Source organism: Sphingomonas sp. Root241 (genome assembly GCF_001428865.1).
Lineage (GTDB): Bacteria > Pseudomonadota > Alphaproteobacteria > Sphingomonadales > Sphingomonadaceae > Sphingomonas.
In genome coordinates this window covers 764,756-785,825 of record NZ_LMIV01000001.1, presented here as the reverse complement: position 1 = coordinate 785,825, position 21,070 = coordinate 764,756, and the positions used below count along the sequence as shown (strand labels likewise).

Below are 21,070 nucleotides of genomic sequence, written 5' to 3'. Positions count from 1 at the left end.
CGGAGCCTCCGGCTCCCTAAATCCATATTATGCACGCGCACGATCATAACGAGCATCACGGCAGCGAGCTGACTCGCGTCGCGCAGACCACGCTCGAGAAATCGGGCGAGCAATGGACCGCGATGCGCGAGCGCGTATTCGAGGCGCTGGCCGGTTTCGAGAAGCCCGCCTCCGCGTATGACATCGCCGAGGCCGTCTCCAAGGCCGAGGGCCGCCGCGTCGCCGCCAACAGCGTCTATCGCATCCTCGACTTGTTCGTCGGCTCGAACCTCGCGCGGCGAGTCGAGAGCGCCAACGCCTATATGGCGAACACCCATCCCGATTGCCTGCACGACTGCATTTTCCTGGTTTGCGACAGCTGCGGACAGACCACGCATATTGATGACGACACGATCACCAGGACGGTCCGCGCCGCAGCCAAGGATACCGGCTTCTCGCCGGTGCGGCCGGTGATCGAAGTTCGGGGCAAATGCTCCGACTGCGAGTAGCTGCACGGAAACTGCACGACTTTTCAGCGATTCGAGCGTTCGACTTAAGCGAAGCACTCGCGTAAGGGACTGTCGATGGCTGACCTACCAAGCACGCCGCTGCTCGACACTGTCGACACGCCCGCCGATCTCCGCAAGCTCAAGCCCGCTGATCTTCGCCAGCTCGCCGACGAGCTGCGCGCCGAGACGATTTCGGCTGTGGGCACCACTGGCGGCCATCTCGGCTCGGGACTCGGCGTCGTCGAGCTGACGACTGCGATCCATTATGTGTTCGATACGCCGCGCGATCGGCTGATCTGGGATGTCGGCCACCAATGCTATCCGCACAAGATCCTGACCGGTCGCCGCGACCGGATCCGCACGCTGCGCATGGGTGGCGGCTTGTCGGGCTTCACCAAGCGCAGCGAGAGCGAATATGATCCGTTCGGCGCGGCGCATAGCTCGACTTCGATCTCGGCCGCTTTGGGCTTCGCGATCGCCAACAAGCTGAAGGACCAGCCCGGCAAGGCGATCGCCGTGATCGGCGACGGTGCGATGAGTGCCGGCATGGCCTATGAGGCGATGAACAATGCCGAGGCCGCGGGCAACCGGCTGATCGTCATCCTCAACGACAACGATATGTCGATCGCGCCGCCGGTGGGCGGTCTTTCGGCCTATCTGGCGCGGACGGTCTCCTCTTCCAACTATCTGGGTCTCCGGAGCTTCGCCAAGCGAGCGATCCGCCGGATCTCGCGCCGCGCCCATAATGCCGCCGAGAAGGCCGAGGAATTCGCGCGCGGGCTGGCGACGGGCGGCACGCTCTTCGAGGAGCTCGGCTTCTATTATGTCGGCCCGATCGACGGGCACAATCTCGACCATCTGATCCCGGTGCTCGAAAATGTCCGCGACAGCGAGCATGGTCCGATCCTCGTCCATGTCGTCACCCGGAAGGGCAAGGGCTATGCCCCGGCCGAAGCGGCGGCGGACAAATATCACGGCGTCCAGAAATTCGACGTGATCACCGGCGCGCAGGCCAAGGCACCACCGGGGCCGCCGGCATATCAGAACGTCTTCGCCGATCAGTTGATCAAGGAAGCGGACGCGGATCCGCGAATCGTCGCGATCACTGCGGCAATGCCTTCGGGCACTGGGCTCGACCGCTTCGGCAAGGCCCACCCGGAGCGCACCTTCGACGTCGGGATTGCCGAGCAGCACGCGGTCACCTTCGCGGCAGGCCTCGCCGCGCAGGGCATGCGGCCGTTCTGCGCGATCTACTCGACCTTCCTCCAGCGCGCCTACGACCAGGTCGTTCACGACGTCGCGATCCAGAACCTGCCCGTCCGCTTCGCGATCGATCGCGCCGGGCTGGTCGGCGCCGATGGCGCGACGCACGCCGGCAGCTTCGATGTCACCTATCTGGCGACGCTCCCCAATTTTATCGTGATGGCCGCGGCCGACGAAGCCGAGCTAATGCATATGACGCACACCGCGGCGCTCCATGACGACGGCCCGATCGCGGTGCGCTATCCGCGCGGCAACGGCGTGGGCGTTGAGCTTCCCGCGATTCCCGAGCGGCTGGAGATCGGCAAGGGCCGCCTGGTGCGCGAGGGCAAGACCGTGGCGATAATGTCGCTTGGAACAAGGCTGGCGGAGGCGATGAAAGCGGCCGACATGCTCGAGGCCAAAGGGCTTTCGACCAGCGTCGCCGACCTGCGCTTCGCCAAGCCGCTCGACGAGGCGCTGATCCGCAAGCTGCTCACCAGCCACGAAGTGGCGGTGACGGTGGAGGAAGGCGCAGTCGGCGGGCTCGGCGCGCATGTGCTCACCATGGCGAGCGATCAGGGCCTGATCGACGCGGGTCTCAAGCTCCGCACGATGCGGCTGCCGGACATGTTCCAGGATCAGGACAAGCCCGATCTCCAATATGCCGAGGCGGGTCTCAACGCCGAGAACATCGTCGATACGGTGTTGAAGGCGCTGCGCTACAACGAAGCCGTCGTCACCGATGGGGCGCGTGCCTGATCTCTCGACGCTGAACCCGGCCGAACGCGAGGCACTGGCCCTGCTCGCGCAGGGGCATACCGCGAAGAGCATCGCCAGCATCACAGGTCGTTCGGTCGGCTCGATCAACGAGCGGCTGCGCGAGGCACGCCGCAAGACCGGCGTCGGCAGCAGCCGGGAATTGGCGCGGCTCTTCGCGGCACAGGAAAATCGGGACGAGCAAATCGGGGTCGCGCCCGGCTTCGCGGCCAAGCAGGCCTTGCTCCCGACGCCTGCGCGCCGCGGCGTCTGGACGAAAGGACTTGCGGTCATGCTCATCTTCGCACTCGGTGCCACGCTCACCACTGCATTGCTGGCCCCCGCGCCCCAGACCGCGCCGGCGGCCGATCCGCTGTTGGATGGCGTCGTCGGCAAAGCGGAGACCACCGCGCCGCGCCTCCACGAACGCGTCCGCGCCGAAAAGCGCGATGCGGCGTGGGCGCCGCGGGCCGAGGCCAGGCTTCGCACCGCCTATGCCCATATCCTCGGCGTCGGCGGCGAGCCGCTCCGCGTGATCTGCGCGGCGACTTTGTGTGAAGTCACGGGGACGATCACTGCGCAGGGCGAAAAGGACATCAACGCCACGATGCAAGCGCTGCAGGGCACCTCTTTGTCAGGCGAAGTCCGCGCGCAGGGTTTCGGCGACGCGCTGATGCACGGCTTCGGTGGCGAAGTCGGCGCCAAGCAGACTCGCTTCGTGACCTATTGGATCCGCCGCGAACGCTAGCTGACACTCTTACTGCCCCGGATTGCCCGGTTCGGCGGCCTTCTTCTCTGGTGGCGCGGGTGGTCGCAGCGCCGCCAGCCGTTCGGCGGCCGAAGCCAGCGCCGGCAGCCCACTCACCGGCTTGTCGAGATAGAAAAATGCCACTGCCGACACATCGTCGCTGCGATAGAAATTGGTCCATCCGCTCGGCAGCCCGGGATCGGTCACTTGCTTGCCCGAGCTCAGCAGCTGCTGGAAATTGGTGCGCTGTCCCGGATCGATCGTCACCGGCTTGAGCTTCGCTCCGCCCTTGAGCAGCTCGATCACCTTGTCCTTGGGCCAGCCGCCAATCTGCTGGAGATCGACCCGTATGTCACAGTCGAAGAAGATCGGATCGGGGACGTGGAAGCGGTAATAAGTCCAGCGTCCGCGCGGCTCGTCGGCGACGAGCGAGCCCTGGAAGCGATTGACATAGGCGCCCTGTCCCCAGCCCGTGCCGATATAATCCTCGGTGCCGGTGCCCACCAATGTCGCATGCGGACCGTCGCCGTCGAGATAGATCTTGGCCTCGCCTTCGCCCCACCAGCTCTTGCCATAAGCGGGATCGGTGAGCGTGGTGACGATCGTGCCGAGGAAGCGGCCCTTGCCCTCGACTCGCGGCAGCACCTGGAAATCGCGGCCGAGTTCGGTCCGACGCGCGCGGCTCCAATAAGCGTGGAGATAGAGCGCGTCCTTGGGCGGCGCGGTCATCCGGCGATAGTTTACGTCCCAGAAGATCAGATTGAGCTGCTTGCCCGATTCGTTGGTAACGACCACGCGCGCACCCTTGCGAAACGGCATCGGCAGATATGAGACGTAAGAGCGGCCCTCGGGGCTCGCCACCAGGGCGGTCTCCATCGGCACGAGCGCGCCCGCGCCGGCGCCGAAGAAATCGCCGAGCGGCACAGATACCGCGGGCTTCGCGGCGCCATCCCAATAGATGTCGAGCCTCAGCCCGCGCAGCATCTCGGGCGAGCGATCCTCGGTGGTGATCCACATCCGGTCGATGATCCCGGCGCCTTCTATGTCCGCGAGCGTGACCGAGGCGCCGGCGGGCAGCGTGTCGAAGGCATGGCCCTTGCCGCCGCGATTTTCCTGACCGCCCGCGCCTTTCGCCGCCTCGCGATTCTCTGGGCTCGCCCAGCGCGGCCGCCCGTCCTCCTGGAAGCGGTAAAGCGCCGCCGGGTCGTCCTGCGCCTGCGCGGGGACGGCGCCCACGAGCAGGAGAAGACCGGCGTAACGATGGATGGACAATGATGCTCTCCCGGATATCGCGGCGTCCCGCTTTTTATTTATCAGATCATTCTTACATATGTTGTGGTTCGGGTCGAGCCGTGCAAGCACCGGTGCCTAGCTTTTGGGCTGATCCGCGCCTAAACCGGCGCCGTGCTCCAGATGCCCTCGTCCCATTCCACCGCCCGCCCTCGCGCCCTCGCCACTTGGCTGTTCTTCGTCGCGGCGCTGATCGTGCTGATGGTCGTGATCGGCGGCATCACCCGGCTCACCGAGTCCGGCCTATCGATCACCCAGTGGAAGCCAATCTCTGGGATCGTGCCGCCGCTCAACTATGCTGAGTGGCAGGCCGAGTTCGCCAACTACAAGCGTATCCCCGAATATCAGCAGCTCAACCAGGGCATGACGCTCGCCGGGTTCAAGGCGATCTTCTTCTGGGAATATTTCCATCGATTGCTCGGCCGGCTGATCGGCCTCGCCTTCGCAGTGCCGCTTGTCTGGTTCGCGATCCGCCGGCAGATCCCGCGCGGCTATGACTGGCGGCTGGTGGCGTTGCTCGCATTGGGCGGGCTGCAGGGCGCGATCGGCTGGTGGATGGTCAAGTCAGGGCTGAGCGTCCGCACCGATGTCAGCCATGTCCGCCTCGCGGTGCACTTGCTCGTGGCACTGTTCACGCTGGCAGGCATTGTCTGGACCGCGCTCGACCTGCGCACGCTGGCCCGAAATCCGCAGGCCGGCCCGGCACGTTTGACCGGGTTGGGCGCCATCACCGGCGCAATCCTGTTCGTCCAGTTGCTGTTCGGCGCGCTCGTTGCCGGGCTCAATGCCGGGCTGGTGACCAACCAATGGCCGCTGATGAACGGCCGCTTCTTCCCCGGTGCGACGATCGCCGGCCGGCCGTTCCTCGACGCCTTGTTCAACGATCCCGCGGTCGTCCACTTCGTCCATCGCTGGTGGGCGTGGGTGACGGTCGCCGCCTTGATAGTGCTGGCCCGCGCCACCCGCGCCATGGATCGCCGTGCCTCGATCGCGATCCACACCGCGTTCGGCCTCCAGATCCTGCTCGGCATCGCTACCGTGATGTCGGGCATGAACATCACGCTCGCCGCGCTCCACCAGCTCACCGGCGCCCTGCTCGTCATCGCCACGACATGGGGTGCGCACGCTGTGGGCCGGCGCGGATGAACGACATCGCGCTCCTGTTCTCGACCTTCCCCAGTCGGGTCGAGGCGGAACGCGTCGCCGAGACGGTGCTGACCGAACGGCTCGCCGCTTGCGTGAACATCCTCGCTCCCTGTCATTCGATTTATCGCTGGCAGGGCGCAATCGAGCGCGGCGACGAAGTCCCCGCATTGTTCAAGACCGTCCCGCAGCTCGCCGGCCAATTGCGCGACCGGATCGCGGCGCTTCATCCCTATGACCTTCCGACCATCGAAGCCTGGCCAGTGAGCGCCGCCGCAGCGGTGAGCGACTGGATCGCCGCGGAGACCGGCTGAATGCTGCTCGCGGCCGTCATGCTCCAGGCGAGCATCGCCGCGCCCGCCTTCGCGCCGCCGCTGGGCACGCCGCTGCGCATCGTCACCGAGCGGATCGAGACCTCGCCGAGCGAGCGGCGCTACCGGCTCGAGCGGCTGGTCCGCTTCAGCAAGGAGGGTGCCGGCTATCGCGCCGAAGCGGTGTTGCTCGCCAATGCCAGCGCGGCGCCGGAAGCCCTGGGCAATCTTGTCGAGCGCGGCCTTTCGGCGCTTGCCGGCCGCACCATCGTGCTGCACCTCGACGAACGCGGACAGGTAACGACGGTCAACGAGATGGCGGTGTTGTGGGAACGCGTCTGCCAGCGCATCGCCGAAGCCGCCGCCACCCGGCCCGGCCTTCCTGCCGACGCGGCATCCGCCAGGCTAGTCGGGCCGCTGCGCGCGCTCCCGCCCGAACGGCAGCGCACGCTCCTCGCCACGCTCGTCACCGCAGCGATCATGACCGACCCTCGGGAGGCCCCGGGCAGCTTTACTCCGGTCCGGCTACCCGGCGCCTCTCCGTTCGGCACCCCCGTCACGCTCGAAGGCACGCGCCGTACCGCCACTGCCGACAACGGACTGATCCGGGCTTCCACCACTGCATCGGCGACCGTCGATCTGCCCGCACAGGCCGGCGCTCCCGCGCGCACCGGCTCGGTGTCGCTCGACCGGCAGCGTATATTTGATCCCCGGACCGGGATGCTCAGCACGGCCACCGATACTGTTCGCAACGTCAGCGGAACCGAGTCTGCGGCGCGCGAAACGCTGCTCGTCACGCGCATCCGCATCGAGAATGCAGACTCTGCCGACTGGCCGGATTAGTCGATGGTATTATAATACCCGTCAGCAAACGCCCCGATTTGCTTGACTTTCGAGGCCACCTCAGCCAAACGCCCGCCAGACCGCGCTGGCCGGAAGGCTGGCGCGCTTGCGTTTAAACCTCGAAAGGTCACAGGCCATGAAGGCGCTGATGAAGACCACGAAGTCGGTGAAGCCGGCCGAAGTGGAGAAGAAGTGGCACATCGTCGATGCCGACGGCCTGGTGGTCGGTCGTGCAGCGACGATCATCGCCAATGTGCTGCGCGGCAAGCACAAGACGAGCTTCACCCCGCACGTCGATTGCGGCGACAATGTCGTCGTGATCAACGCGGACAAGATCCGTTTCACCGGCAAGAAGCTGGCGAACAAGGTCTATTACAAGCACACCGGCTATGCCGGCGGCATCAAGGAAATCACCGCGGGCAAGGTGCTCGAGGGTCGTTTCCCGGAGCGCGTGCTCGAAAAGGCCGTTGAGCGCATGATCCCGCGCGGCCCGCTCGGCCGCCAGCAGATGCGCAACCTGCGCATCTTCGCCGGCACCGAGCATCCGCACGCCGCGCAGAACCCCGAAGTCCTCGACATCGCGTCGATGAACCGCAAGAACAAGGTGGGCGCATAATGTCCGACAACCGCCAGTCCCTTTCCGATCTCGGCGCCATCGCCGCCGGTGAAGCGCCCGCGGGCGTTCCGGCCAGCGCCGACGACTATTTGAACGCACCGGCCGCTCCGGCTGCGCCGACCACGCCGCTGCGCGAGAAGATCATCGACAGCCTCGGCCGCGCTTATGCGACCGGCCGCCGCAAGGACGCCGTCGCCCGCGTGTGGATCAAGCCGGGCACCGGCAAGATCACGATCAACGGCCGCGATCAGGAAGTCTATTTCGCACGTCCGACGCTGCGTCTCGTCATCAACCAGCCGTTCGGCGTCGCCGAGCGCGTGGGCCAGTATGACGTGGTCTGCACCGTCAAGGGCGGCGGGCTTTCGGGCCAGGCCGGCGCAGTCAAGCACGGCATCAGCCAGGCGCTGACCCGCTTCGAGCCGGTGCTCCGCGCCCCGGTCAAGGCGGCGGGCTTCCTGACCCGCGACAGCCGCACCGTCGAGCGCAAGAAGTACGGCCGCGCCAAGGCGCGTCGCAGCTTCCAGTTCTCGAAGCGCTAAGCGGTTCACTCCAGAACAACGAGAGGGCGGTCCGGCAACGGGCCGCCCTTTTGCTATCGGGTCATAGCCTCGGCCTCGCTGTCGCCCGAGGCTATGACGAAGAAGGTCAGGCCGCCGCACAGGCCCAGGAAGCCGAACATCCACAGCGCGCCGCTTGCAGTGGTCCAGCCCGCTGAGTGGGGCTGATAGTTCGATGGGTTCTGCAGATAGTCTATCGCCGTGAAAGTCAGGGCCGGGACCGTGCCGATGCAGGTACCCGCGAACGCAGCCAGCCACCAATTTGCCGAGCCCCGCCGCTTGAGGACGAGATAGAGTGGCAAACCCAATACTAGACCGTGCGCAAAGGCGATCGCGAAACTTGTCAGCGGAACGAATAGCAAGCCGGGTGCATCGAAAACGAATGGCAGCGCCAGCATCCCCGGCCAGGATGCAGCAATGCTGGCGCCCGCTAATGCCTTCAAAAGGGTGCCGCGGCGGGAGTGGGGTTGATACACGGCATCTTCCTTCAACCAAGCTGGGTTTCAAGCCGAGCGGAGTCCAGGTTGGCCGCGGGTGCGGGCTCAGCGTCTAGCCAACCTGTATAGCCAACCACCTCGCCGATCAGCGGCAGGCGTACGTTGACTTCGAAGCGGAAGCGTCCGTCCTCCTGCCACTCGCGCGCCGCGATGCGCGGTCCGAGCGCGCGCGGCATCGGCAGCCCGAACAAGGTCCAGCCCCGCAACCCCATCCGCAGTCCCGTTTCATCCGCAGGCAGATCGAACACGAACCGCAGCGGGCCGAAGCGTTCGGCCACACCATCTCCGGCCTGCGAAAGTTCGCTGCCGAAGCGGTGTCCGCCAAAGTCCCGGGTCCAGCGTTCCTTGCCGTCGCGCTCCGCAAAGCTCACATGGACCGGATAGTCGCCCTCCGGCGGGAAGCGCATGATGCCCCCGATCAATCGTGCGAGCGGGTGGCTCCCGCGCTTCACGCTCCCCTCGCCCGCCGCGCCGCCATCGCCATTCACTTCATGCATCGCGCGAACCGCGGCAGGCAACGCGTCGAAGCGCGTGCCCATCGCGCGAGCATATAGCGGGGACACTTCGCGCTCGCGCGTCTCGTGAGCGATCGAAAGCGGCGCAAATAGGGGTTCGAACTGGTCAAGCATCAACAGCCCGGCGCCATCGCAGGCACCGGGCGCAACACGGCCCGCCAATATCTCCTCCGCGAGGATCGCGGCTGCGAAAGTCGGGATCTCCGGCCCGTCGCCGCGGCTGGCGACCACGATCCAGTTCCGCTCGATTCGCCCGCCGCGCAAGGTGACCGACATCGCCGAGCAATCGCTGCCGATCCGCCGCGTCAGCCGCTGGAGCGGGATCAGCCAGCGCGCGGCGCGATCGAGCGAGGCGATCCACCCCCAGCGCACCGGCCAGCTCGCCAGCCACAATGCCAGCATCTGGAAGCCCAGCTCGGTGCCCGCCCGGAAAGTCACTGCCGGGCGTCCGGGCAGCATCGCGGACAGCAGATCATGCGCGGGCACGTCGGCGAGCGCCACCCAGCGGCGCAGCACCGGCTGACCCGACACTGCGAAGCGCACGCGGTGCAACTCCTGCCAGCCATAGCCCACGCCCCAGCGCCGTCCGCGCCACAGCCGCAGCGGCTTGCCGACATAGCTCAGGATCGCGCGCGCCACCGATGCGCCGCCCACCGCGCGATTGGACGCGCTGATCACGATCTCGACCTGCGCGATCGACTCCATGCCCTCCGCAAGCTTGCGCGCCACCGCGCCGGACAGTGCCGGCTCGCTGGAGGCGCCGGCGATCACCGCGATCCCGGCCGCCTTCGCCGCCTTGTCGAGGCTGCCGATCCCCGTGACGAACCCGCGTGCATCGGCAAGGTCGAGATAGGGTATCCGCATCGCGATACAGGCTTCGGGAACGGTGTAGCCACAATTCTGGAAGGGACCCGCGGCGTCGATCACCAGATCGGGCCGGATGCGCGCCATCGCCATCCCGATGCCGTTCGTACGATCGGCCACCACGGCCTCGCAACGGACGAGCCCCGCGCAGAACGCCGCGCCCTTCTCCGCGCTGCGCCCGGCGACGACCACTTCGTGCCCAGCCACGAGCAGTCGCCGCGTCAGCCGCGCGCCGAAGCCGCCATAGCCGCCGATGACGAGGATGCGGCTCACAGGATGCGGCTCCGCTGCGCCGCATCGGGCACCCAGCAGCTCTCGCGCCGCCCGAACAGCCGATAACGATGCCGCGCCACCCAGCGGTAGATCGGATCGCGCAACGCCCTGGGGACGACGCCGAACACACCTGCGGCGCGCCAGGGCCAGCCCAAAGCCCGCCAGATCGCGAGGATCGCATCGCTGTCGCGCAGCGCCCGATCACCCTCGACCAGGATCAGCGTGTCGGGGTCCGCCGGGTCGATCCCGAACGAGCGATAGATCGCCGCGCCCGCTTCGCTCTGCATCGAGGCGAGCAGGAAGCGTCCGGCCCGATCGTGGCGCAGCACGAATTGCGCATGACCCGAGCACAACACGCACAAGGCGTCGAAGACGATCACGGGCCGGGTCACGCGGCTTCCCGCGGATCGGCGAATATCGCGAGCTGGTGGACGAGCTCGCCTAGCCACGGGTGGACGAGATCGAGCGTGAACGCGAAATGTCCACGCCCCAGATCGGTATGGCCGACGACGAGATGGCCCAGCACCGCATTGGGGATGCGCAGCCGCATCGGACCGAACCGCACGAAATAATGGTCGCTGACGAACAGCAGCGTCCCACCCGCTTCCTCGAGCCGCAGCGCGATGCCGAGCCCGAGCCCGAGATATTCCTCCAGCCCCGTCGGCCCGGCGAACCTTTTCGCACTGTGGATAACCTGAGGAAAACCGTGGCGCCGGCCATATTGGCGAGTCCAATACTGGTTCCAGCCCTCTTCGTCCGCGGTCACGCTGACGCTCGCCGCGACGCCGGTGTCGGTGCCGAGCGGCAGCGGCGCCCCAACCAGCCGGGCGAGCTGCGCGAACAGCCAGCCCGCGCGGCTCATCCGGCACTCGGCGACTTCGCCGACATAGGTGACGCACGCGCCCTCCCCGATCTTCCGCAAGAAGCGCCTGCGCACCGCGGGTGGAAGAAACAGCCAACGCGTGCCCAGCAATCGCGCGAACGGGCTGTCGCCCTCGGCCCGCACCGGCGCGACCGGCGGCTGCCACGCCACATATCGTCCCATCCCTGCGGTTTCGACTGCAATCCCCATTGTCAGCCCTTTCTGTAAAGACCGAAATTACCGGGTGCGACGATGCCGCCCCCTTCCTCGACTCAGCTCTCTTTGGAACGCCCTCCCGGCAGGAACGACAGCACCCGCTTGCCCATCTTGATCAACAGCATCAGCCGGTTCGGCGGGATCGCGATCATCTGCTGGTACCAGTCGTCGACCGTCACGACGAAATCGTGCATCGCCGCGATCCGATCGCGCGCGATCCTGCTGATCCGCGGATCGGCTTTAGCCTCGTCGGTGCATACCCGGAGCGCCGCGACGGCGGGATCGATCTCGCGCTCCTTGCGGCCCTGCGCGATCCGGGTGAGCATCTGCATCAGGTCGACCTCGGCCTCATAATGGTCGCGGCGCTCGCCCATCACCGGCACGCGCCGGATCAGCTTCCAGCCGAGCAGCTCCTTGAGGCTGTTGGACGTGTTGCTCCGCGCGATGCGCAGCGTTTCGCTGATCTCCTCGGCATTGAGCGGACGATCGCTGAGATAGAGCAAGGCATGGATCTGCGCGACCGAGCGATTGACGCCCCATTGCCCGCCCATCTCGCCCCAATGCAGCACGAACTGCTGGACGGCGGTCGGGAGCATTGCGCCGTTGTCGGTTATTTCTGTCATGACAGAAATCTATGACAAGAAGACACGGAAGTCAATGGGGTCGCGCGTTTCGCCGACCGGGCGCCGCGGACGGATCGCCGAACGAAGAATGAAGCTCTGCCTAAAATTTCCTTAGGTATTTCTACACGTTGTCGGATTAACCACTCCCTTCTATGCATAAGGGTGCAGGTTGCGCGGGGCGCAACGGCGGGGGATATCAGGTGTTTGGACCACGCGTATCGGCTGCGCTCGGCGTAGCGCTTCTCACTGTGCTTCCGGGTTGCGGCGGTGGTGGCGGCAGCTCCGGCACGGCCACCGGGAGTGGCGGCGTGGTATCGGTCACGCCCGCGCCCACCCCGACGCCCACCTTCACCGAAGCCGATGCCGCACGGCTTGCCAAACAGGCGAGCTTCGGACCCACGCCCGCACTCGTCTCGCGGATCAAGGAACTCGGCGTCAACGCCTGGCTCGACGAGCAATTCGCCGCCACCGGCAGCACCTATACCGATCTCGCCGTCGAGGTCCGCCGCGATTTCTGCACCGGCGGCGACACCGTCTGCACACGCCAGCATTTCTCGCGCGTGCCCGCTGCGATGCGTTTCTATGCCGATGCCACGATGGCGCCCGATCAGCTCCGCCAGCGCGTCGCCTTCGCGCTCGGCCAGATGATCGTCGCGTCCGAGCAGGAAGTGAATTCGGCGGCCGGCATCGCCGCGTTCAACCAGATCTTCCTCGACAACGCCTTCGGCAATTTCCGCGACATCCTCGCCCGGGTGACGATGCTCGGCTATATGGGCGACTATCTCGACATGGCCGACAGCAACAAGTCGGCGCCGTCGGAGAATTACGCCCGCGAATTCCTACAACTGTTCTCGATGGGCCCCGACCAGCTCAATATGGACGGCACGCCCAAGCTGGATGCGACCGGCGCGCGCCAGGCCAATTATACGCCGGAAGACATTCGCGGCGTCGCCCGCGCGTTGACCGGCTGGACCTATGCCCGGGTGGGCGGGGCGGCGATCACCGATGGCAATGCCCGCGATTATTCGCAGCCGATGATCCCGGTGCCGACGCGCTACGACACTACCGCCAAGTCGTTCCTCGGAACCTCGGTCGCCGCCGGCGCGACGCAGGAAGCCAGCGTCGCAGCCGTGGTCGACGCCGCGTTCAACAACGCGTCGACCGCGCCCTTCGTCTCGAAGTTCCTGATCACCCATCTCGTCACGCCCAACCCGACATCCGCCTATGTCGGTCGCGTGGCGGCGGTGTTCGCCAATAACGGCAACGGCGTGCGCGGCGATCTCAAGGCTGTGGTCCGCGTGGTCCTGACCGACGCCGAGGCGCGCGCCGCACCGGGTGCCGCCTCGGGCAAGGTCAAGGAACCGATCCTGCTGATGACCGGCCTCGCCCGCGTGATCGGCTTCGCCACCGACGGCTATGTCTTCGTCAATCGCGACACCAGCATGGGCCAGCCGGTGATGCGCGCGCCTTCGGTGTTCAACTTCTACCCGACCGATTATCCGCTGCCCGGCAGCACCACGTTGAGGAGCCCGGCGTCGAAGCTGCTCAACACCTCGAACGTGCTGCGCTGGCACAATTTCGTCTATGACTGGACGATCGGCGGTGATGCCACGCGTTCGGAGTTCACGCTCGACGCCGGCCTGCCCAATTCGTCGCTGACCCAGCCGCTGTGGAGCGGATGGGAGGCGTTCGGCACCGATCTCGACGCGATGGTCGCGCGGATCGACCTGCTGATGTTCGCGAACACGCTGACTCAGCCGCAAAAGGACGCGCTCAAGGCCGCGGCCACCGCGATCACCAATGCCGATCCGCTGATCCAGGCGCGGAAACGCGCGCAGATGATGCTGTATGTCGCGGCCTCCAGCCCGATCTTCCTCGTCGACCGGTAAGGAAACCAGATGACCCTTTCCCGCCGCGATTTCGTTCGCCTCGTCGCCGGCACCGGCGCGATGGCCGCCATGGGCCAGCTCGGCCGCACCAGCGCGATGGCCGCCCCGAACGGCAGCTACCGCGCGATGGTCGGCGTGTTCCTGTTCGGGGGCAATGACGGCTGGAACATGGTGATCCCCACCGACGCCCGGCATGCGACCTACCTTGCCTCGCGCGGCTCGGTCGGCATCAAGGCGACAGCGCTGACGCCACTGACCAACGCCGCCTACGCGCTCCACCCGTCGATGTCGGCGCTCCGTCCGCTGTGGGACGAAGGCAGTCTCGCGCTGGTGCTCAACGCCGGTACCTTGTTCGCGCCACTGACCAAGTCGACCTATCAATCGCGCCCCGATCTGCGCCCCACCAATCTGATGAGCCATTCGGACGAGCAGGCGCATTGGCAGGGCCTGCGCGCGCGCGACGTCAGCATCGATGGGTTCATGGGCCGCATGACCGATCGCATGACCGCGACCGGCACGCCCTCGATGATCTCGCTCGCCGGCTCGAACCTCGCGACGATCGGCCGGACCAGCTCGGCGCTGGTGCTGCCGTCCACGGGTACGCTCGGCCGCAGCGGCTATGCCACCGCTGGCAATGCCGCCAACCAGGCGAAGAACGCCGCAGTCGACGCCTTCGCCAGCGGCGCAGCTTACGGCGCGATGACCGACGCCACCGCGCGCGACATCAACAGCGCCTATGGCCAGGCCGTCACCGCGAACACGATCATCAGCGCCGCCAGCGCGCTCGACGGCTATTTCGTCAACCCGACGACCGGCGCGGCGCTGACCAGCGACGTTGCGCGCCAGCTGATGCGAGTCGCCCGGATGATCGCCGCGCGCTCGAGCCTCGGCCATGACCGCCAGACCTTCATGGTGAGCCAGGGCGGCTTCGACAATCATTCGGGGCAGGTGAACGGCGGCAACAACGATACCGGCACCCATGCCAATCTGCTCGGCGATCTCGCCATGGCGCTCGCCGGCTTTCACCGCGCGATGCAGTCGATCGGCATGGCCGAGAACGTCACGGCCTTCACGATGAGTGACTTCGGCCGGACCTTCAAAGGCAATGCCCAGAACGGCACCGATCACGCCTGGGGCAGCAACCACCTGGTCGTCGGCGGCAACGTCACGCCGGGCGGCATCTTCGGCGCCTATCCCGATCCGGTGATCGGCGGCGAGCACGACGTCGGCAACGAGGGCCGCTTCGTCCCCGCGGTCGCGCAGGAGGAATATATCGGCGCGATCGCCCGCTGGCACGGCGTCGGCGATGCCGACATGCCCTATGTCTTCCCCAATTGGTCGACCTGGAGCACCGGCGGTCGCGGCCCCTTAGGGTTGTTCCGCGCTTAACGGCGTTCCTCCACCTTTCCTTCCCCATCGCATCCTATGGTGCGCCGGAGGGAGCAAGGCATGGAACTTCACTACCGCGGCATGACCGGCTCGGATATTGTCGACGCGGGAGGAACCCCCGTGTCGAACCTCTTCCGCATCACGCCGTTCATGCACGTGCCCGATATCGACGCGGCAGTGCTGTTCTTCACCGATATCCTCGGCTTCGAGTGCCGCTTCCGCCAGGGCAGCTACGCCTATGTCCAGCGCGAGACCGCGGCGTTCCGCCTGAAGGAGAATGCCGGCGACGACGGCGCCCCGCCGGGCAATCGCCGATTCTGTTATTATATCGACGTTCGCGACGTCGATGCGATCGCCGAGGAACTGCGGCCGAAGATCCCATTGCTCAACGACGGCGACATCCATGGCCCGATCAACCAGATCTACGGCCAGCGCGAACTGATGGTGGTCGCGCCCGATGGGAATCTGCTGGTGTTCGGACAGGATCTCACCAAGTCCTGAACCAACCTGTTCCCCGGCGAAGGCCGGGGCCCAGTCGCGAGATGTCATCGACGGCAGGTCGCCACTTCCTGTTTACCGCCACTGGGCCCCGGCCTTCGCCGGGGAACAACACAGCCGGGTACGACTCTATAGCGCCACGCTCCCCTCGCCCTTGAACCGCGCCACCGTCTCGAAGCTGGCGCCATCGATCCGAATCTCGTTGAACGACGGCGGCTTCGCCCGAACGCGCTCGGACAGCGTGCCCGCCCCGATCAGCCGCATTGTACGCCCGTTCACTTCATGGGCCACGTCGAACGGATCGTGGACATGTCCCGTGAGCACGGCATGCGCGCCCGCGGTCGCCAGCGCTTCGAGCGCTTGCCGACCATGCCGCGTCATCGACGTCGCCAGCGTCCCCGCCTCGACCAATGGATGGTGCGCGGCGACGAATATCAGATCGTCCCTGGGCGCCGCCTCGACCAAAGCGAGCGATTCCTGCAGCGCACGCGTGCTGACATAGCCCTTCGCCCAGTTGAGCCGCCACTGGAAGCGCGCAGTGGTCTTGAGCGGCACCACGCTCACGCCCTTCACGTCGAGCGGCCTCTCGATCATGTGCTCGAGCGCCCGATAACGCTTGTACGGCGTGAAGAAGCGCGCCCAAAGGTTGAAATAGGGCAAATCGTGGTTGCCGACCTCCACCGTCACCGGTCGCCCCAGGCTCTCCAGCCATTTCGCGGCGGCGGTGAATTCATGCGCCCGCGCGCGCATCGTCAGATCGCCGGTCATGACCACCGCGTCGGGCTGTTCCTCCTTCACCTTGCGGCCGAACCAGTCGATCGCCTCGCGATCCTCGCGTCCGAAATGGACGTCGCTGACGTGAAACAGGCGGGTCATGTCGCCGGCACCTCCTCGTCCTTGCGGGTGGCGATGAACGTCTCAAGGCTCTTGCCCGATCGGATCGGCATACGCGGGGCGAGCATCACCGGTTCGCCGTCGAACAGCGCCAGCACCGACCTATGGCCTCGCACGCGCAACTCCCTGGTCCAGGCTTCGCTCACTGCGTGCGCGGCGACCCAATCGCCGTTCAGCCAGTCCCAGCCGAGCTGGACGATCGCCTTCCAGTCCCGGGCGTCGACCGCGGCGACCTCCAGCCCGTGCAGATCGGGAGTGACGAACACCGCCTGATAATGATCGCCCAGTCCCTTCGCGCCTTCGACGCGGATTCCCCGCTCGCCGAAGGTTTTGCGAAGGGCGCCGCGCACCGCAGCCAGCAATCGCCCGACCTTGCCCTTGCGCACTGCCTCCCGCGCCCGGAACCACGAGGCCGCGGGCCCGAGGATCAGCCCGACAAAAGCGCGATGCTCGCCCGCGATCACATAAGGCAGCGACACCCGCCGGTCGCACGCGCGCGCCGCATGGACGATCTTGTGCGGATCGGTCTCGCTGTGCAGCCCCTTGGCGAGCAGGTTCATCGTGCCGCCGGGCAGGATCAGGAATGCGCCTTCCCATTGTTCCAGCGCACAGAGCGCGGCGTTGATTGTGCCGTCGCCCGCGAACAGCACCACCGTGTCGACCTTAGCACGGTCGAGTTCCTCGGCTTTGGGCAGCTTTTGCTCGGGAAACTCGGTCCGTCCGGCGAGCTTGAGCCCGCTCTCCTCGAACACAGCTTCGAGCGCCTCGCATTTGGCGCGGGTGGCGGTGCCGGAATTGGGATTGGTGATGAACCAGAGCGTTTCCATGCCCGCCGCAACGCGCGAGCCGGCTTTTGGTCGCTTCTCAAGCGTAACGACCCTGAACCTCGCGACCAGACGCATTCGCCGATTGACCGCCCGCCCCGCCCTGTGGCAACCGGGCTGCCGCGCGGGTGTAGCTCAATGGCAGAGCAGAAGCTTCCCAAGCTTACGACGAGGGTTCGATTCCCTTCACCCGCTCCACCGATAGCCCACCTGCCGCCACCGGGGGCATCGGCCGAGTTCTCCTCCACCCGCCTGATGCAATAACCGCAGCTCACCTAGCTGGCATGAGGCGCGGAATTCCGCCGGTTCCCGTGCAAACCAGTTCCGAAAAACAAGCGTTTCGAATCGATCGCTTAACAATCGGGTGCAAAACAGAATTGGCTCCTTTGGGTGTCCGCCGGCGGTGCTGAGCATCCTCGCCGACATTTATTTGCCTGCAGCTCTTGGAAGTAATCGAACCACTTACCATGTTTTGGTTTCGAAATAGCCGAGCGTGTTTGGGGTACACTCCTAAGGCTTATACCGGAAAAAACCCCACTACGTTGGCCTAACGCACCGACTCGGCTACCATAAGGGTCAGGGTGCGAGGTAGAGGAGAACACGGCATGACCGTGCTACTCGCTATCGAAGCCAGCAGGCCGAACGGTACGGTGTACCGGGTGGCTTTCGGGTGGAAGATCCACTCGGCGGCTTCTTGGTTCACTGCTTTCGGGCGGTTGCTTTAAATGGAGGGGCGCTCTGGCAGCAGGGCGCCCTTCTTGCGTTCAGCTAAAACTCTAGACCGCTGGTAAGCGGACCCTCTCGGTGTAAACGAGATGCTCTACCAACTGAGCTAAGCGCCCTTCCCTCGGGAAGCCGCGGATTTAGGCCATTTTTGCGGCGGGTCAACAGCCAGCTCGCGGAACGCAAAGGATACAGACGGAACTGATCGGGCCTGAGTGTCCCGAACTATCCCCGAACGGCTTCAGGTGCTGCGCACTCGACCTGGCCCAGTTGACCTTGCGGACCAACTCCGCGAGCGTTCCCCCATGACCGGAGAGCGAAACCACCCTGCCCAGAGCACAGCCGAGCCGCTGGAGGGCTGGCCGCGAGACGTAAGGCCGATTTCCATAGATGGGATGGATCGGTTGGGCGTTGGCGACGATGGCTCGATCTATTGGGACGGAAAGGCGATAGAAATCCGCCGATCGGTAACCCTGACCGTGGCTCAAAAGATCGGCGCCGCGCTAGTTACAGCCTCGGCCGTCGTAGCGGCGGCGGCAGCTGCCGTGAGTGCCTACGCCGATCTGACGAGTTTGCCGAAGTAAGGCCGGCGAGAACAGCAGCTCGCCAAGCTGGCTCGATCGACGGAACGCCGCCGCCCATCCTGCAATCCTTAAGATATGCGTTTCTAGGCAGATGGTTAGGAATCGGGAGCAAATCAAATTTGCTCCTTGTGGGCAGACATGCTCTCCGGCCGCGTTCCTCCGCCGCGTCGCACGACCCGCAGGTGCCGCACTTGTGAATGTATGCATAAGTTCATAGGCATCTCTGGTTTAGCTATTGGTCGGAGTGAGACGCTGTCGATCGAAATCACAGGGGAGCGCCGCTGGAAGTCAGTCTTGCGGTTCGCGCCGGTTGAATTGCCTGACCTCACAATCCTGGTTGGCTTGAACGGGAGCGGGAAGAGCCAGTTGCTCGAAGCGATTGAGCGGGGCGCCGTGTCAGTCAAATTCGACGGTCAACCGGCCGAGTCACAATCTTCGCCACTTCGTATCATCAATGATGGCGCACTCCCCCCTGACCTGTTGGGGGAGGCTCAGCTAGCAATCGGGCGCCCGATTGACATTAAAAATAAGAATCGAACGGCTGACAAGCTCTTAGAAAACTTCGAGTCTTCGCGCGAGGCGTTTCTCGCCAAACATATGGATGAACTGAGAATTTTAATTGAACCCTCACTCGAAGATATTCTGCACGAGGGAGAAGACGTCTGGCGACTTGGGCCGGAAGAGGTCTCACGACGGGCTGGCGCGAGCGAGCAGGCCTCGTTCCATATTGGCCGCGTCTTCGAGGCGGCCGCGCACACCCTGATGATTACTAAAGGCGCGTCACCAGAAATATTCGGGCTAAATAGACTGCCCGACGCTTTTTTCGAAGCTGTCGCTGTCGGAAGCGGAAGAGCACTGGAGTTGACTGCGGACGACTTGCAGCCCCATCACCTGTGGACCACGGTTTCAACATTCTCCCCTCCCATAGCAGAGGTTTTCAATCGATACCGAGAACTCCAACTCCTCAGGGATATCATGGAAATTGCAGACGGCCGCGAGTCGACGTCGACTGCGTTGTCCCAAGCCGAATTCCGCAAGAGATACGGAGAGCCGCCGTGGGTTACGGTGACTGAGGTCCTGCAGGCGTTTGGACTACCCTATAGTGTTCCCGCGCCACCGCCGAACGTCACCGATCCAACTAAGTTCGTATTACTAGATCAGGAAGGCAGTGAGGTGGGGCTGGACAGCCTTTCTTCTGGTGAACGCGTCCTGCTTCGTGTGGCACTTTCATTATTGGATTATTCGAAGTTCAAGGTCGGGACTTCATTACCTCGGCTGCTGTTGCTCGATGAGATGGATGCATCACTGCATCCCGAGATGGTCAACCGCTGGCTCGACGCCATAGCTCGTGGTGTGGTTGGCAAGCTAGGCCTGAAATGCATTCTCACCACGCATTCGCCGACCACGGTCGCGCTCGCCCCTGAGCAATCCTTGTTCGAGATGCGACGTGGCATCGCAGGTCCGACCAACGTGTCAAAACCTCAGGCAATGAATGCCCTGACGGTTGGCCTTCCGTTCCTATCCATCGACTATTCTGGCCGTCGTCAAATTTTCACGGAGAGCGACACCGACGCCGAAGCTTTCCAGTTGGTGGAGTCATTTCTTAAAGCGGAGCTCGCCCTTCCCCGCGCGCTCGCATTCATTTCGACAGGGATGAGACACAAGAACAACGAGCAGAATGCGGGTTGCGCACAGGTGCGAGCCCTCGTTGCCCGACTCCATGACAACGGCGCAGCGAACGTTCGTGGCGTCATTGACTGGGATGGCAAGAATACAGGAGACGATCGTATCTTGGTCCTTGCCCAGAACACTCACTATGCGCTGGACAATCTCCTTGCTGACCCGTTTCTGATTGGAGCGCTGATGATATATGAGCAGCGGCCTCCCAAGGGGATCGACTTCAATTTTGTGGGGCTAGATAAGCTTGGCTCCGTTGAACGACAACAGATTGCGGATGCCGTTTTGGCTGGAACCGTTAAGCCTGCGGACGCGGACGGAACACTTGTAGATAACAATTATGTTGACGGCGGGTCGATCAAAGTCCCGCGCTTCATCCAGACAATGCGGGGACATGCCTTGGAAGACGTATTGACTGCTGCAAACCCCGTTCTCAAAAAATGGCGCCATCGCAGCGGGCAACTGACCTCGGCGGTGGTGAAATTCGTAATTCGAAATCACCCCCGCTTCTGTCCGACACCCATTGCAGATCTACTTCGAAAGCTGGCGGGCTGAGGGCGGTTCGAGACGAGTTTCATCGGACGGCGATGATCACAGCCATATCTGTCACCACCAAGTTAAGCGCTGTGTCAAACACCTGAACGCACGAAGCCATGTGGATTTGCTCCCATGGAAGGGCGCCTCCCCTTCACAGTCGTGCAGTCTCCAACCCCAGAGTCTAAGCGATCATCCTTCAGGTCGAAGTACG

The 21,070-nt window shown here is 64.8% G+C and carries 21 protein-coding genes and 2 tRNA genes; 14 read left to right on the top strand and 9 right to left on the bottom strand.

The window, feature by feature from the left end; translation table 11 throughout:
* Nucleotides 1-29 precede the first annotated feature (29 nt).
* The 3 genes from ASE13_RS03660 (at nucleotide 30) to ASE13_RS03650 (ending at nucleotide 3,234) form a co-directional block, all read left to right on the top strand.
* Nucleotides 30-488, top strand: a complete 459-nt coding sequence (locus tag ASE13_RS03660) for a Fur family transcriptional regulator (RefSeq protein ID WP_056611569.1) — start codon at nucleotides 30-32, stop codon at nucleotides 486-488.
* A gap of 75 nt (nucleotides 489-563) precedes the next feature.
* Nucleotides 564-2,489, top strand: a complete 1,926-nt coding sequence (gene dxs, locus ASE13_RS03655; protein WP_056611566.1) for a 1-deoxy-D-xylulose-5-phosphate synthase — start codon at nucleotides 564-566, stop codon at nucleotides 2,487-2,489.
* Nucleotides 2,473-3,234, top strand: coding sequence for a helix-turn-helix domain-containing protein (locus ASE13_RS03650; protein WP_056611563.1), 762 nt, complete (start codon nucleotides 2,473-2,475; stop codon nucleotides 3,232-3,234). The genes dxs and ASE13_RS03650 overlap by 17 nt, the downstream gene beginning before the upstream one ends.
* 9 nt (nucleotides 3,235-3,243) lie before the next feature.
* On the opposite strand, the gene ASE13_RS03645 is transcribed toward ASE13_RS03650, so the two are convergent.
* Complete coding sequence (locus tag ASE13_RS03645; RefSeq protein ID WP_200955563.1) at nucleotides 3,244-4,506, bottom strand: glycoside hydrolase family 172 protein; 1,263 nt, start codon at nucleotides 4,504-4,506, stop codon at nucleotides 3,244-3,246.
* Nucleotides 4,507-4,647: 141 nt separating this feature from the next.
* Here ASE13_RS03645 and ASE13_RS03640 point away from each other — a divergent pair, with 141 nt between their 5' ends.
* The 5 genes from ASE13_RS03640 to rpsI all read left to right on the top strand — a co-directional run bounded on the left by ASE13_RS03640 (nucleotide 4,648) and on the right by rpsI (nucleotide 7,976).
* Nucleotides 4,648-5,670 carry a COX15/CtaA family protein gene (locus ASE13_RS03640; RefSeq protein WP_056614650.1) on the top strand — a complete coding sequence of 341 codons (1,023 nt, stop codon included), beginning with the start codon at nucleotides 4,648-4,650 and terminating at the stop codon, nucleotides 5,668-5,670.
* Nucleotides 5,667-5,981, top strand: coding sequence for a divalent-cation tolerance protein CutA (gene cutA, locus ASE13_RS03635; protein WP_056611560.1), 315 nt, complete (start codon nucleotides 5,667-5,669; stop codon nucleotides 5,979-5,981). Before ASE13_RS03640 ends, cutA begins: the two co-directional genes overlap by 4 nt.
* On the top strand, nucleotides 5,982-6,821 hold the full coding sequence (locus ASE13_RS03630) for a hypothetical protein (RefSeq protein ID WP_056611557.1): 840 nt from the start codon (nucleotides 5,982-5,984) through the stop codon (nucleotides 6,819-6,821).
* Between the two features lie 136 nt (nucleotides 6,822-6,957).
* On the top strand, nucleotides 6,958-7,437 hold the full coding sequence (rplM, locus tag ASE13_RS03625) for a 50S ribosomal protein L13 (protein WP_056611554.1): 480 nt from the start codon (nucleotides 6,958-6,960) through the stop codon (nucleotides 7,435-7,437).
* A complete protein-coding gene (gene rpsI / locus ASE13_RS03620) occupies nucleotides 7,437-7,976 on the top strand; it encodes a 30S ribosomal protein S9 (protein ID WP_082596347.1) in 540 nt (179 codons plus the stop codon). The genes rplM and rpsI overlap by 1 nt, the downstream gene beginning before the upstream one ends.
* A gap of 53 nt (nucleotides 7,977-8,029) precedes the next feature.
* Here rpsI and ASE13_RS03615 read toward each other — a convergent pair whose 3' ends face one another.
* From ASE13_RS03615 to ASE13_RS03595, 5 genes are all read right to left on the bottom strand, one after another.
* The gene (locus ASE13_RS03615; protein ID WP_156404726.1) at nucleotides 8,030-8,485 is read right to left on the bottom strand and encodes a hypothetical protein; all 456 of its coding nucleotides are present in this window, start codon (nucleotides 8,483-8,485) and stop codon (nucleotides 8,030-8,032) included.
* Nucleotides 8,482-10,143, bottom strand: coding sequence for an SDR family oxidoreductase (locus ASE13_RS03610; protein WP_056611548.1), 1,662 nt, complete (start codon nucleotides 10,141-10,143; stop codon nucleotides 8,482-8,484). Before ASE13_RS03610 ends, ASE13_RS03615 begins: the two co-directional genes overlap by 4 nt.
* Nucleotides 10,140-10,535, bottom strand: a complete 396-nt coding sequence (locus tag ASE13_RS03605) for a thiol-disulfide oxidoreductase DCC family protein (RefSeq protein WP_235536828.1) — start codon at nucleotides 10,533-10,535, stop codon at nucleotides 10,140-10,142. Before ASE13_RS03605 ends, ASE13_RS03610 begins: the two co-directional genes overlap by 4 nt.
* On the bottom strand, nucleotides 10,532-11,188 hold the full coding sequence (locus ASE13_RS03600; protein ID WP_082596346.1) for a DUF4166 domain-containing protein: 657 nt from the start codon (nucleotides 11,186-11,188) through the stop codon (nucleotides 10,532-10,534). The genes ASE13_RS03605 and ASE13_RS03600 overlap by 4 nt, the downstream gene beginning before the upstream one ends.
* 89 nt (nucleotides 11,189-11,277) lie before the next feature.
* Nucleotides 11,278-11,844, bottom strand: a complete 567-nt coding sequence (locus ASE13_RS03595; protein WP_056611546.1) for a GbsR/MarR family transcriptional regulator — start codon at nucleotides 11,842-11,844, stop codon at nucleotides 11,278-11,280.
* A gap of 200 nt (nucleotides 11,845-12,044) precedes the next feature.
* On the opposite strand from ASE13_RS03595, the gene ASE13_RS03590 reads away from it, so the two are divergent.
* Genes ASE13_RS03590 through ASE13_RS03580 form a run of 3 tightly spaced genes read left to right on the top strand, consistent with a single transcriptional unit; the run spans nucleotide 12,045 to nucleotide 15,623 of the window.
* Complete coding sequence (locus ASE13_RS03590) at nucleotides 12,045-13,733, top strand: DUF1800 family protein (RefSeq protein ID WP_162254663.1); 1,689 nt, start codon at nucleotides 12,045-12,047, stop codon at nucleotides 13,731-13,733.
* 9 nt (nucleotides 13,734-13,742) lie between these two features.
* The gene (locus tag ASE13_RS03585; protein WP_056611540.1) at nucleotides 13,743-15,122 is read left to right on the top strand and encodes a DUF1501 domain-containing protein; all 1,380 of its coding nucleotides are present in this window, start codon (nucleotides 13,743-13,745) and stop codon (nucleotides 15,120-15,122) included.
* Nucleotides 15,123-15,182: 60 nt separating this feature from the next.
* The gene (locus ASE13_RS03580) at nucleotides 15,183-15,623 is read left to right on the top strand and encodes a bleomycin resistance protein (protein WP_156404725.1); all 441 of its coding nucleotides are present in this window, start codon (nucleotides 15,183-15,185) and stop codon (nucleotides 15,621-15,623) included.
* 126 nt (nucleotides 15,624-15,749) lie between these two features.
* Here ASE13_RS03580 and ASE13_RS03575 read toward each other — a convergent pair whose 3' ends face one another.
* Both ASE13_RS03575 and ASE13_RS03570 read right to left on the bottom strand, forming a co-directional pair.
* The gene (locus ASE13_RS03575) at nucleotides 15,750-16,496 is read right to left on the bottom strand and encodes a metallophosphoesterase family protein (protein ID WP_056611537.1); all 747 of its coding nucleotides are present in this window, start codon (nucleotides 16,494-16,496) and stop codon (nucleotides 15,750-15,752) included.
* Nucleotides 16,493-17,341, bottom strand: a complete 849-nt coding sequence (locus ASE13_RS03570; protein ID WP_056611534.1) for a diacylglycerol/lipid kinase family protein — start codon at nucleotides 17,339-17,341, stop codon at nucleotides 16,493-16,495. The genes ASE13_RS03575 and ASE13_RS03570 overlap by 4 nt, the downstream gene beginning before the upstream one ends.
* A 121-nt stretch (nucleotides 17,342-17,462) precedes the next feature.
* On the opposite strand from ASE13_RS03570, the gene ASE13_RS03565 reads away from it, so the two are divergent.
* Nucleotides 17,463-17,536, top strand: a tRNA-Gly gene (locus ASE13_RS03565).
* Between the two features lie 532 nt (nucleotides 17,537-18,068).
* Here the strand turns inward: ASE13_RS03565 and ASE13_RS19710 are convergent.
* A tRNA-Val gene (locus ASE13_RS19710) sits at nucleotides 18,069-18,180 on the bottom strand.
* Nucleotides 18,181-18,366: 186 nt separating this feature from the next.
* Here ASE13_RS19710 and ASE13_RS03555 point away from each other — a divergent pair.
* Nucleotides 18,367-18,645: a hypothetical protein gene (locus tag ASE13_RS03555; protein ID WP_156404724.1), complete on the top strand. Its 279-nt coding sequence runs from the start codon at nucleotides 18,367-18,369 to the stop codon at nucleotides 18,643-18,645.
* 201 nt (nucleotides 18,646-18,846) lie between these two features.
* Nucleotides 18,847-20,877 (top strand): AAA family ATPase, encoded by a 2,031-nt coding sequence (locus tag ASE13_RS03550; protein ID WP_056611528.1) that lies wholly within the window; start codon nucleotides 18,847-18,849, stop codon nucleotides 20,875-20,877.
* The last annotated feature ends 193 nt before the right edge of the window (nucleotides 20,878-21,070 follow it).